8 protein-coding genes are annotated in these 14,077 nt (G+C 41.7%); 2 read left to right on the top strand and 6 right to left on the bottom strand.

Annotated features, from left to right (window positions below):
- Positions 1-215 precede the first annotated feature (215 nt).
- On the top strand, positions 216-4,535 hold the full coding sequence (locus BUB77_RS07755) for a 2-hydroxyacyl-CoA dehydratase (protein ID WP_084123988.1): 4,320 nt from the start codon (positions 216-218) through the stop codon (positions 4,533-4,535).
- A 195-nt stretch (positions 4,536-4,730) separates the two neighbouring features.
- Here BUB77_RS07755 and BUB77_RS07760 read toward each other — a convergent pair whose 3' ends face one another.
- The 6 genes from BUB77_RS07760 to BUB77_RS07785 all read right to left on the bottom strand — a co-directional run bounded on the left by BUB77_RS07760 (position 4,731) and on the right by BUB77_RS07785 (position 12,574).
- Complete coding sequence (locus BUB77_RS07760) at positions 4,731-5,411, bottom strand: MgtC/SapB family protein (RefSeq protein WP_073274472.1); 681 nt, start codon at positions 5,409-5,411, stop codon at positions 4,731-4,733.
- Positions 5,412-5,452: 41 nt separating this feature from the next.
- Positions 5,453-6,934: a response regulator gene (locus BUB77_RS07765; protein WP_073274474.1), complete on the bottom strand. Its 1,482-nt coding sequence runs from the start codon at positions 6,932-6,934 to the stop codon at positions 5,453-5,455.
- Between the two features lie 46 nt (positions 6,935-6,980).
- Entirely contained in the window at positions 6,981-7,874 is an 894-nt protein-coding gene (locus BUB77_RS07770) for a carbohydrate ABC transporter permease (RefSeq protein WP_073274476.1), read from the bottom strand.
- Positions 7,875-7,891: 17 nt separating this feature from the next.
- Positions 7,892-8,785, bottom strand: a complete 894-nt coding sequence (locus BUB77_RS07775; protein WP_073274478.1) for an ABC transporter permease — start codon at positions 8,783-8,785, stop codon at positions 7,892-7,894.
- Positions 8,786-9,015: 230 nt separating this feature from the next.
- Complete coding sequence (locus BUB77_RS07780) at positions 9,016-10,719, bottom strand: extracellular solute-binding protein (protein WP_170866611.1); 1,704 nt, start codon at positions 10,717-10,719, stop codon at positions 9,016-9,018.
- A 151-nt stretch (positions 10,720-10,870) separates the two neighbouring features.
- Positions 10,871-12,574, bottom strand: coding sequence for a sensor histidine kinase (locus tag BUB77_RS07785; protein WP_073274482.1), 1,704 nt, complete (start codon positions 12,572-12,574; stop codon positions 10,871-10,873).
- Positions 12,575-13,254: 680 nt separating this feature from the next.
- On the opposite strand from BUB77_RS07785, the gene BUB77_RS07790 reads away from it, so the two are divergent.
- On the top strand, positions 13,255-14,031 hold the full coding sequence (locus BUB77_RS07790; RefSeq protein ID WP_170866612.1) for a histidinol-phosphatase: 777 nt from the start codon (positions 13,255-13,257) through the stop codon (positions 14,029-14,031).
- Positions 14,032-14,077 lie beyond the last annotated feature (46 nt).

Below are 14,077 nucleotides of genomic sequence, written 5' to 3' on the forward strand. Positions count from 1 at the left end.
ATCAAAGAGCTTCCATTGTTCCAAATATTGTTTTTTCTCTCTCAAAACTTACTATAAATTCCCATTAATAGTAAGCCAAAAAAATTCCGGTGTTGAACTTCCTATTTTTGTGTCGTATAATATAGCTTAGCGGAATTACGCTATAGGACTTTGTAATCATTTTACAATCATCTCATATACTATAGTGTTACAATTCTTGTAAGGAGGTAAAACGTTTGAGCGATTATAAAAAACCATTCACTTTAGGAATCGATATTGGCTCCACTACCGTTAAAATTGCGGTATTAAATACAGAAAACAAAATCCTCTTCTCTGAATATGAGCGGCATTTTGCCAATATTCAGGAAACCCTAGCCAAGCTGCTGACCAACGCGAAGGAACAGCTGGGTAATATGGAAGTAGCGCCCATGATAACTGGTTCCGGTGGCCTTACCATATCAAAGCATCTTGGTATTCCTTTTATCCAGGAGGTTGTCGCCGTATCTACTTCCCTTCAGGATTATGCTCCAAAAACCGATGTAGCAATCGAACTTGGCGGTGAAGATGCCAAGATTATATATTTTACAGGCGGAATAGAGCAGAGGATGAACGGTATCTGCGCAGGGGGTACCGGCTCCTTTATAGACCAGATGGCTACTCTCTTGAATACGGACGCTTCCGGTCTTAATGAATATGCCAAAGAATATAAAGCCATTTATCCCATAGCTGCCAGATGCGGCGTATTCGCCAAATCGGATATCCAGCCGTTAATTAATGAAGGGGCTACAAAACCGGATCTTTCCGCTTCCATTTTTCAGGCAGTGGTAAATCAGACCATCAGCGGTCTGGCCTGCGGCAAACCCATCCGGGGAAATGTAGCTTTTCTTGGGGGACCCTTACATTTCTTAACTGAGCTGAAGAACGCGTTTATCCGCACACTGAATCTTACGGAAGATCAGATAATTGCTCCTGAGCATTCCCATCTCTTTGCAGCCGTAGGCGCTGCCATGAACACCAAGTACGATACGGTTGCCACCCTTGATGATATTATCCAGAAGCTTCACCAGGGAATTACCATGGATTTTGAAGTAAACCGCATGGCTCCCCTGTTTAAGGATGATAAAGATTATCAGGAATTTAAGGAGCGTCATTCCAGACAAGCCGTTAAAAAAGGTGATCTAAAGACCTATAAAGGTGACTGCTTCCTGGGCATTGATGCCGGTTCCACCACTACTAAAATTGCAGTTGTAGGGGATGACGGAACCCTTCTTTATTCCTTCTACAGCAATAATAACGGCAGCCCTTTAAAGACCGCCATAAAAGCAGTAAAAGAAATCTATTCCCTACTTCCCAAAGAAGTCAGAATAGTCCGTTCCTGCTCCACCGGCTATGGTGAAGCTCTCTTAAAGTCCGCTCTTATGCTGGATGAAGGAGAGGTGGAAACCGTTGCCCACTACTATGCTGCCGCCTTTTTTGAGCCAAAGGTGGACTGCATCCTGGATATCGGCGGACAGGATATGAAATGCATTAAGATCAAGAACAGCTCCGTGGACAGTGTCCAGTTAAATGAAGCCTGCTCCTCCGGCTGCGGTTCCTTTATTGAGACCTTTGCCAAATCCTTAAATTATGAAGTAGCTGACTTTGCCGAGGTTGCCCTCTTTGCCAAAAATCCTGTTGACTTAGGCTCCAGATGTACTGTGTTCATGAATTCCAAAGTGAAACAAGCACAAAAGGAAGGGGCACAGGTAGCAGATATCTCCTCCGGTCTGGCTTATTCCGTTATCAAAAATGCTATTTTTAAGGTTATCAAGATTACGGACCCCAAGGACCTGGGCGAGCATGTAGTCGTACAGGGCGGTACCTTCTATAATGAAGCAGTTTTAAGAAGCTTCGAACTTCTTACCGGCTGCGAGCCTGTAAGACCGGATATTGCGGGAATCATGGGTGCCTTTGGCGCAGCGCTGATTGCCAGGGAGCATTATCAGGGCGAGGAAACCACCCTGCTGTCCCTTGATAAAATCAACGAATTGACCATTGAATCCTCCATGGCCAGATGCAAGGGCTGTACGAATAACTGCCGTCTTACCATCAACCGTTTTACCGGCGGAAGGCAGTTTATCAGCGGTAACCGCTGTGAGAAAGGTCTTGGCAAGGTAAAGAACAAAGAAAACGTACCGAATTTATTTGATTATAAATTGAAATCCCTCTTCTCCTATGAGCCCCTTGCTGAGGATAAAGCTCCAAGAGGTGTCGTGGGAATACCAAGAGTCCTTAATATGTATGAGAATTATCCCTTCTGGTTCACCTTTTTTACAGAGCTTGGATACCGTGTAATCCTCTCACCTGAATCCACCAGGAAGATTTATGAGATGGGTATCGAATCCATTCCCAGCGAATCGGAATGCTACCCTGCAAAGCTTGCCCACGGACATATCATGTGGCTGATCAAGCAGGGCGTAGATTTTATCTTCTATCCAAGTGTTCCTTATGAACGCTGTGAGGTGCCCGGTGCCAATAACCATTATAATTGCCCTATTGTTGCCTCCTACAGTGAAAATATCAAGAACAATGTAGAAGAACTGAGAAGTGATAACATACGTTACGAGAATCCCTTTATGTCCTTTGAAAATGAAGAAATCCTGACCAACCGCCTGGTTACCGTTATGAAGGGCATTAATGATGCTTCCGCCAAGGAAGTAAAGGCTGCCTCACATAAGGCCTGGGCTGAACTGGAAGCCAAGAGAATCGACATTCAAAGAAAAGGGGAGGAAACCGTTGCCTACCTTAAAGAAACCGGTAAGAAAGGCATCATTTTAGCCGGCCGCCCCTACCATATTGATCCCGAAATCAATCATGGTATTCCCGAACTGATTAACTCTTACGGTGTTGCCGTATTGACAGAGGATTCCGTTTCCCACCTGGGAAAGGTCGACAGACCTCTTGTGGCAGTTGACCAATGGATGTATCACTCCAGGCTTTATGCAGCGGCTGCCTACGCAAAGACAGTGCCCAGTCTGGAATTGATTCAGTTAAACTCCTTCGGCTGCGGTCTGGATGCTGTTACAACTGATATGGTTAATGATATTCTAACCAAATCCGGTAAGATTTATACCGTATTAAAAATAGATGAGGTAAATAATTTAGGAGCTGCCAGAATCAGAATCCGTTCTCTTTTATCCGCTGTCAGCGACAGAGACAGAAAGAAGCTCTCCTGTGATGTACCGATTGCCTCAGATGCTCATACCAGAGTTGTATTTACCGAGGAAATGCGTAAGAATTACACGCTTCTTTGCCCCCAGATGTCACCCATTCACTTTGATATCCTGCAAAGTGCCTTAAAGTCCGGCGGCTATAATGTTGAGATACTTCCCAATGATAACCATTCCGCAGTGGACGTAGGCTTAAAATATGTTAATAATGATGCCTGCTACCCTTCTCTCATGGTAGTCGGACAGATTATGGATGCACTCCTCTCCGGAAAATACGACTTGAATAAGGTAGCCGTTATGATTACCCAGACAGGCGGAGGCTGCCGTGCGACCAACTATATTAACTTTATCCGAAGAGCCCTTGCAAAGGCAGGCATGACCCAGATTCCTGTCATATCCTTAAGCGTGACCGGACTTGAAAAGAATCCGGGTATGAAATATACGCCTAAGCTGATTATGAGCGCTATTCAGGCTCTGGTATACGGCGACGTATTTATGAGGGTACTGTACCGCACAAGGCCTTACGAAGAGGTTCCCGGTTCCGCCAATGCCCTGCACCAGAAATGGAATGAAAAGTGCAAGGCATCCGTAACCAATGCCAAATGGGGTGAATTTAAGAAAAATATCCGAGGCATCATCGAAGACTTTGATAACCTGCCTCTTAAGGATATCAAAAAGCCCAGAGTCGGTATTGTAGGTGAGATTTTAGTTAAATTCCTTCCTGCCGCCAATAACTATCTGGTTGAATTATTGGAGGCAGAGGGAGCAGAAGCTGTTGTTCCGGATTTATTAGACTTCTTTATGTATTCCTTCCATAACGCCACCTTTAAGGCTGAAAATTTAGGCTTTAAAAAGTCTGCGGCAAGAATAAGCAACATCCTTATTCAAGCGCTTGAACTTTGCAGGAAGGAAGCACGGGTTTCTTTTGAAAAGAGCAAACGCTTTACTCCTCCCGTACCGGTAAAAACCCTGGCTGACTACGCCTCTCCTATTGTATCGGTTGGTAACCAGACCGGTGAAGGCTGGTTCTTAACCGGTGAAATGGTTGAATTAATCCATTCCGGCGTCAGCAATATTGTGTGCACCCAGCCCTTTGCCTGCCTCCCTAACCACATCGTAGGAAAAGGTGTTATTAAGGAGCTGCGTCTGCGATATCCTGACTCCAATATCGTAGCTGTGGATTATGACCCCGGTGCCAGTGAAGTTAACCAGTTGAACCGTATCAAGCTGATGCTTGCAACAGCTGTTAAAAATATGGAAAATAAGCCTGCTCACACAATGGAAGTAAAAGATTCTTATCACACCCTTCCGGTCACTTCCAAAACAAGTCTGGATACGGGTATGTAAAATAAAAAAAGCTTTAGTCAATAAATGAGGCGGAATTCAGAGAATTCCGTCTCATTGCTGTATAAAAGCTCATTGAAATTTTTCTTATAACAGAACTATAATTTGTGACAATCGGGAAAATCATTATAAGGAGTAATCTTTTCATCTATTAATGCTGCTTTAGGGATTTGATTGCCTTCAGGCTTAACGATTTTATCAGACTTCCTCTACAAGCAGGACACCATCTGCACTGTTAAGTAACTGTATAATATCCGTATGTGATTGTTTCTTCTCCAGGCGAAGTGTAAGTAATACCGCAACTTCCGTCTTATCGGCAAGCTTAAATTTCGTAACTTCCACGTCGCTGATTTTCATATTGTACTGTTTTACATATTCAATAAAACTTCCTACAAAGGAAAGCCTGGCAAATTCTATATAAAGGTCCATTACTTTCGTAGAAGCGGCCACATGATTATCTAATTTATGCAAAACGGACATTACAAACAAAGTCATGAGGCAGCCGATTATTGCTCCGGCATAAAAGCCTATTCCGATAGAAAGGCCGACACAGGCCGCAACCCAAAGCCCGGCTGCCGTGGTCAGTCCCTTGACCCGGTTACGTGCGGTTACAATAATTGTACCCGCCCCCAGAAAGCCGATGCCGCTGACTACCTGGGCCCCCATTCTGGACGGGTCTACATTGGCATAGGTTTCCGAAATGTACTGGTTGGTAATCATAACCAAAGCAGAGCCCACGCATACCAGCATATAGGTCCGAAAACCCGCTGGCCTGTTTTTTCTTCCGCGTTCAATTCCAAGTATTCCTCCGCAAATAAACGCCAGCAATAAACGTACAAAGGTTGACAGAGCATTTAAGTCTCTTAAAAATTCAGGCATTTATTTCTCCTCCTCTTCCCTGCTATGGCATTCCCGGCTGCCTATTTGCTAATCTGTCTGCAGGCAGCAGGGCTGATGCCATAAACGCTGCGGAAGTTCTGGCAAAAATAAGAGCAGTTCGTATAACCGATTTGTTTGCTGATATCGACTATTTTCATGTTTGTATTTTCCAAATATTCTTTTGCCCTTTCCATTCTGTATTCCTTGATAAATTTTACCAGGGTTGTCCCTGTTTTCTTTCTGAAAATATAACTGAGATAGCTTGGTGTTAAATACACTTCCTTTGCCAGCTCTTCCAGGGTAATATCCCGCTGGTAATTGTTGTGGATATACTGAATAACAGTATCCGTAATTTTATTATTTTGCTGTTCGTTTTCCTTCACTTCCAATTTTTCAATACTTTTTTCCATGATTTCAATAATTTCTTCATAGCTGCTGCATTTTAATATCTGCTGCATTTCTCTGCTGAACTCATATTCGCTCAGCAAATTTTCACTGATAGCTTTCAGCATCTCGGAAAAAATATAATTCATATACATTTTGGAAAAGCCCTGCCGGTAGCGGTAATGCCTGCAAAAATACAGAACACATTGGCGCAGGCTGTAAGTATCCTTCATGGTAGCATAGTAATGGATACGGCTTATCAAATCACTCATATATTCCGAAGAAGCATTTTGTTTTAAAGGATAGGAAATGACAGGCGTATTGCCTGTAAAGAACCTGGATTCCTGTATTTCCTCAAAAGCCGCATACTCTGCCGGAATTTGAGTATAGTTGTTAAATTCCCTGCTGAGTACAATATAGCAAAGGGTTTTATACTCCTCTTTTAAAAAGTCATATATCTTTTCCCCTAACCGTACAAACTCCTCCTGGTCTGCCCTATAATTTTTCAGGAATAGAATACTTTGATACTGATTAATATTAAGGTAATCAAAATTTGCGGTAAGATTTTCTCTTAAGCCTTTTTCAATTATTTCATTGGATATTTCAAAGAAATTATCGCTGGTCTCAATTAAGAGCATTCTGGTGTATTCCTTGAGATAACCGATATGCATATTGCTTTTATTTGTGAAAGGAAGCTTATCCGGTAATATGCCGTTTAACAGATTGAGCAGAAGGTAATCCCGCTCATAGTTCCGTTTCGTTTCATCTTCTTCCAGTTCCAGAAGGATTTTATCAAAAACCTGTTGAAACTCATCAATATTAACGGGTTTTAAAACATAATCCGACACGCCGAGATTTATTGCTGTTTTGGCATAACCAAATTCTCCATATGCACTGAATATAATAATCTTAAGCTTTGGCTGCAGGTCCAATGCATGTTTGGAAAGCTCCAGGCCATCCATAAAAGGCATCTTGATATCAGTGCATAATATATCATAGTTTTCCGTTTCTAATCGCTTCAGGACCTCCTCCGAAGATTCAACAGAGGCGGTCTCAAATAAATCCCCGTACTGTCTGATTAAAAATTCTATCCCCTGTCTTTCTATCTGTTCATCATCAACAATTATAACTTTATACATGATATTTTCCTTCCATCCTAAGCTTATAGATAAAATCCTGCAATTCTTATTCCTTCACTGAGCCCATTACTATTCCGGTTACAAAATAGCGTTGTAAAAACGGATAAATTAACAGCAGCGGCACAGTGGATACCACTATCTTAGCGGAATTCATGGCCCTGTTTGACAGCTTTGCCATTTCTTCCAGCATTTCGGGATTGGTACTGTACATCTCTGAGAAATTAACGGTTAACTGCTGTATGTATGTCTGCAAGGGGTATTTCGTTGCCGTATTAATGTAAATCAGACCGCTGAAATAATCGTTCCAATGGGTCACAATACAGAATAGGGTTATGGTGGCGATGGCAGGCAATGAAACCGGCAAATATATTTTAAGCAGAACCTGCCATACAGTGGCACCGTCAACTGTGGCTGCTTCATCCAGGGATTTGGGCACCGCTTTAAAGAAATTCATCATCAATATTACATCGAATACAGGTACGGCATGGGGTAATATCAATGCCCAGATACTGTTTAATAAATGCAGGTTTTTAACGGTAATATACAAAGGTATTGTACCGCCGCTGAACAGCATGGCAATCATTAAGAGCATCATATATTTATCACGCTGCCTGAATTCATTTTTAGCCTTTGACAAGGGATAAGCCATAAGGATAACCAGGGTTAAATTTAATGCCGTTCCTAACACTACCCGAAGTACCGATATAAAAAACGAACGCCAGAATTGAGCATCTTCCAGTATTTTGCTATAGGAGGCCAAATTAAAACCAACGGGCCAGAACCAAACGATATTTCCCGTAGCCGCTGCCTGATTACTGAAGGAAACCGCTACTGTGTTGACCAACGGCAGCAGACAGGCAAGTGCAAACAGAATAATCACAATCCAGATAATAAAATCAGCGAGTATTCCGCCGATACTTTTCTTTCTATATTTACTCATAATCTATTTTCCCTTCCCTAGAAAATCTGATAATTGGCGAATTTCTTCGCTAACAGGTTAGAGGACATAATCAGAATAAAGCCAATTACGGATTTCATTAATCCGACGGCAGTCGCAAGGCTATACTGCATGTCCACCAGTCCTATACGATACACATAGGTATCTATGATATCAGCAGTTTCGTAGACCAGGGGATTATATAAATTAAAGATCTGGTCAAAGCCGGCATTTAAAACCTTTCCTAAACTGAGTGCCGTCATGAGGACTATGGTAGGCGCAATGCCGGGCAATGTAACATGAATCATTTTATGGAACCTGTTGGCACCATCCAGGGAGGCAGCTTCGTACAGGCCCGGGTCAATTGCCGTTAAAGCGGCAAGATACACTACGGAATCAAAGCCGAATTCCTTCCAGGTGGAAGTTATGATCATGATGGGTCTGAACCAGGAATTGCTGGCAAGGAATATGATGGGATCCCCTCCCAAAGCCTGAATGACAGAATTAACGGGACCGGTATAATCAAAAATATTTCTGACCACCGTTGCCAGAACTACCCAGGACAGGAAATGGGGCAGGTACACCAGGGTCTGTATGGTCTTTTTCATAGTCTTAAGACGTATTTCATTTAATAAAAGTGCAAAACCAATGGCAACAATCAAGCCCACTACAATTTTTTGAACAGCTATTATTAAGGTATTTGCAAAAATAAGCTTACTGTCAGGCAGATTAATCATATAGATAATATTATCAAGTCCGACCCATTTGGATTTAAAAAATCCTTTTGCAGGAACATATTTTTGAAAGGCCATCACTAATCCCAGCATGGGAATATAAGAAAATATCAGTAATACGATAGTTCCGGGCAGCAGCATCAAATGGTAATTAAACTGCTTGTATTTGTTCTTCAGCATTATAACCTCTTCCTTTTATATCATTTATTATATAATCAGCTAATGTCATCAGACATTAGCTGAAATAGAATAGGTGTGAAAGAAAAGCACTTTCACATTCCATTATTTATGGCAGTACCGCAGACAAGTCTGCGGTATGCAACGGGAGCAGGTGTGAAAGAAAAGCACTTTCACATTCCATTATTTATGGCAGTACCGCAGACAAGTCTGCGGTATGCAATTAAGTGTGATTATTTTGAATTGACTGCGTCTGTGACTTCCTTCGTAATTTGTTCACCGCCCTGTGCTTTCCATGAGCTTACAAATTCATCAAAGTAATCAAGGGGCTTGTCACCAACAACAATTTTCAGAAGGGCTTCTTCCTCCAGCTTCTGTAAAATTCCCCATTTCAGAGACATACTTTCCGTTGTTCCAAAAAATACAGGGTCAACGGCCTTCAATCTGCTATCATCAGCTGCTTCCGAACCTACCATCCTTGCCATATAGGTCTTCCACTGGTCACCGGTGGCATTTTTAGGATCGGCCAGATACCCGGAAATGGTCTCATATAAACCGTATTCAAAGCTCATCAGGTTACTGGGGTCTATTTTTTTATCCAGAGCATCCTGTAAGTTTTTATGTGATATCGAAACTGCGTCATTATAGTCCACATTAATACTTAAGGGATTTGCCATTGCATGGACACCTGTTTCTGTCTGATACTTGGTCAATTCATTGTCTTTGCTGTCCTGATAACGGTTGTAATCAAAGATTACGCTTAAGCTCTTAGCCGTTATCTCCGGATATTCGAAGCCTTTTCTGACTACGATGTAGTTGCTGCAGGGGTTTTGGGAATAATAAGTCAACTCCCCGTTTTTATCAAGGGGGCATACATAGGGAACCCACTCTGCTTCTTTATTCATTTCATAGGAATCTCCCCTTGGCAGCCACCAGGGTCCAAATGCAGCGCCTGCTGTACCATTTACAATCAGAGAGGTGACATCATCGTATTCTCTTACTGCAAACTGTGTGTCAATTAATCCTTTGGAATACCAGTCGGATAAGACACCCAGGGCGGACTTCATTTCCGGTGCTGTTGAACCGTAGTAAACTTCACCATTACCATTCTTCATCCATTGCTTGGGATAGGCAAAGAGAGAGGCAAACAGCGGGTCCCATGTATAGGAACCTCCGTAGCTGCCGGCTATGGTTGGTAAGCCTACCAAGCCAATTGTTTTGCCTTTGCCGTTCCCGCCAGGGTCCTTTGTAACAAACTCACTTAAAATATGCTCTACATCCTCTAATGTTTTTGGCTCTGCAAGGCCCAGTTTGTCCATCCAGTCCTTACGAAGCCAGAGCAGTTTGTTGCTGCCTTCAATGGAAGTGCCGGGAATAGCCATAATCTTTCCGTCATAGGTCACCATACCCCATATTCTTCCATTATAAGAATCATAGATTTCTTTGATTTTATCACTCATACAATTATTATGGACATCTGTCAAATCCTGAATCAGATCATTTTCCACCAGCTGGTCAAGGGTCGACAAATCATTTACAATCATAATGTCCGGCAGCTCACCGCTTGCAATTGCCAAAGAAACTTTTTGCTTGTAAGCGGTTGTTGTATTGGCTTCAAAGACATTTTCATTTTGTATATTCAATTTATCCAGCAGATATCTGGTATAACCATTATTTTCATATGTATCCCCCTCCGCCATACGGGCCTCTGCTGTTGTTTCCTTTGCCATTGTATAGGTTATGGTTTTCGGGTATTTACCAAGAGGTGTTGTCTTAGCTTCCTCCATGTCCTTATCTGTTTCTGATTTCGGTGTATCCCCGCTTACATCCTTTGTTACATTCCCTCCATTACTTTCCTTGCTGCAGCCTGCCCCTCCTATTACCATGGCAAGGATTAAAATCCCCGTCAGAAGGAAACGCACTTTTTTACTTTTCATACCTGATTCTCCTTTCATCTCCTGTACCCTCATACAGAATAATCTTAAGCACCTCTGCTTATTAATTAGTATAATTGCACAAAGGAAATGAGTAAATATCACATTTTTTAGATATATGTTTAGATTTTATGATGTTTTCAAAACCGCCTTATCAATTTTTTATATCATCCTGTTTATGTGCTGGTACTGCTATGGTTATACATGTCCCAACCCCGGGAGTGCTTACAATGTTTACACCGTATTCCGTACCATAGTAAAGTTTAATCCGCTCATTTACATTTTTAAGGCCGTAACCTTTGGAATTGACCTCCAGGAGCTGCCGCAGCGTTTCTTTCTCAATGCCGGGACCATTGTCCTCTATTGCGAATGTAATAATATTGTTAGATATTTCCGCAGTAATATGCAATATTTTATCACCGCTTTTTCTGCAATCAAGGCCATGCTCTATGGCATTTTCCGCAATGGGCTGTAAGAGCAGTTTTATTATCTCGTACCGGTAAATCTCCTCATTAATATCATATACAGTAATAAAGCTGCCTTCATGGAGAATGGACTGTATTTCGATATAGGATTTTGTGTTTTCCAGTTCCTCCCGGACACTTATGATATTATTGCCTCCGTTCAAGGCAGTGCGGTAAAACTTGGCAAGCAGCTGGGAGGTTCTGCTGATTTCCTCAGCGGATATCATGATAGCCTTCCAATTGATGGAGGACAGGACATTATAGAGAAAATGTGGATTGATTTGGGCCTGCAGGGCAATCATTTCTGCCTCTTTCTGCTGGATTTTACTCTGGTAGACTTCATTTATCAGGGTGTCTATTTTTAGAATCATATGGTTAAAGCTGACCATCAGCTCCCCAATTTCATCTTTTCCATTGCTGGTTATAAGGCTCTTCATATTATTTTCATCGATTGCTTTCATATGGTGGGATAACAATTCTATCCGGCTTACGATGAGTTTGGAGAAAAGCATACTAAATGCCAGCAGCATAATAATACATATGCCGATTGCAAACAGCACTGCTTTCAGGATACTGCTTATATCAAAGTGTAAGGTAGCTACCGGTTTATAAAAGATAACTCTCCAGTCCGATTCGCCTAAGAGCTGATTTGTAACAATGTAATTCCTGGGGCTTTTCAATAATTGCTCCAACTCAAGCTTATACTTTCCATTTTTGCCCTTAAAATCCGCATAAGCATAGACAGCCTGTCCGCTGTTATCCACTACATACAGACCATAATTGTCCGTAATCTGGTTTAATTCTTTAAACAGGTTTTTATTTTTCAGGTATAAGCACAGATAATTGGAATTGGAACTCTGATATCCGATTAATCTGCGTATGACAAACATACGGCCATTATCATATATCCAGGTATTTTCATAGTTTTCCTTAATGTTGCGGAACCAGGGCTGGGAATTTATATTTTCCAGCGGTAAAACCGTTGTTCCATGCCGCACTAAATTGCCGCTGTTATAAATCGTCACCTGGGTGATATCCGGCTGTAAGTACATCATGGAATTAAATAAAGGCTTTACAATATTGGTAAAGTTATAATACATATCATAGACAGTATCTTCGTAATCGCTGTTTAATACATTGATAATATTTTCATCAAAGGAAATATAGTCCGATACGCTGATTAGCTTGTTCATATTCCTGTCCGTCTGCCCCATTGCCTGTGTCACCAAATGTTTAATTGAGGTCTGGGATTGTTCAAGCAAGAGTTCTTTCGCCTGCCGGTAAGAGTGCAGCCCCAATACCGTAATTGGGATGACACTTAAGAAAATATAGGAAATCAAAAGCTTCTTCCGAAACTTCATATCCAGAAATTTTTGTATAATATATTGCAGCATATTTTTAATCCTCTGTTACTTTCACTGTTTGCTGTCCCCGCGCCATTCTTCCATTCGCCTGGTTTCGTTCTAACCTTCATGCCTTTCTCAGTGCACCTCAATTTTGTGCCGAGGATTTCGCAAGCACAATTTGTGTGTGAAAATTGCTTTTTAATTTTCACACAAACAACCATACCGTCCCAACGCACCGCAAGATTGGGCCGAGGATTTCGCAGGCACAATCTTGTGTGTGAAAATTGCTTTTTAATTTTCACACAAACAACCATACCGTCCCAACGCACCGCAAGATTGGGCCGAGGATTTCGCAGGCACAATCTTGTGTGTGAAAATTGCTTTTTAATTTTCACACAAACAACCATACCGTCCCAACGCACCGCAAGATTGGGCCGAGGATTTCGCAGGCACAATCTTGTGTGTGAAAATTGCTTTTTAATTTTCACACAAACAACCACACTTTCCCAACGCGCCGCAAGATTGGGCCGAGGATTTCGCAGGCACAATCTTGTGTGTGAATTATGCTTTTCAATAATTCACACTAGACACATTGTATAGAGAGAATCACATTGTGTCAATTAATATGTGCATATTCATAAAAAACTTGACATAAAAACCGAAAATGCTATAATATCTACCATACCCTCGTACAAAATAATGAATAAATTTACCTGGAAAGGAAAATAATGCGTACGAATTTTCATACCCATACCTACCGTTGCAAGCATGCCGTTGGGACAGAATTGGATTATGTAACGGAAGCTGTTAATAAGGGATTATCCATTCTGGGCTTTTCAGACCACGGCCCCTTTAAGGATAACCGTTATGGCCTGCGTATGGATTTTAGCAGTCTGGAACCTTATATTGATACTGTGAACGAATTGAAAAGAACGAAAATGAATGAAATAACCATTTATTCCGGATTAGAAATCGAATATGATCCGAAGGATGAAGGCTATTATCAGGAATTACTTGCTGATTACCGACTGGATTATCTGGCATTGGCACAGCACTTTTATGTAACGGATACCGGCAGTCCAATCAATATCTATTCTGTTACAGACACCGTCCAATACATCGATTATGCCAATTCCATCGTGAATGGTATGGCAACCGGATATTTTAAGTTTGTTGCTCATCCTGACATTATGTTTGTCAATGACCTTCCCTGGGATGATAACTGTGAGATGGCCTGCGACATTATAATCTCCGCAGCCGCAGCAAATAATTATATTTTAGAATACAATGCCAACGGATACCGACGTGGCATTCATCAATTTACCGACGGAGAACGCCTGCAATACCCCCACCCGAAATTCTGGGAAAAGGCAGCAGGGACCTCTGTACCTGTAATTGTCGGCTCAGATTGTCATAATCCGGTTCAGATTTGGGATGAGCATATGGAATATGCCTGCAAGGCAGTTAAGGAATACAGGCTGAATGTAATTACTGATATATTTTAAAATTTATTTCATATTGCTTAGAATTGGTATTTCTCATTCCAAAGGG

Source organism: Anaerocolumna jejuensis DSM 15929, from assembly GCF_900142215.1.
Lineage (GTDB): Bacteria > Bacillota > Clostridia > Lachnospirales > Lachnospiraceae > Anaerocolumna > Anaerocolumna jejuensis.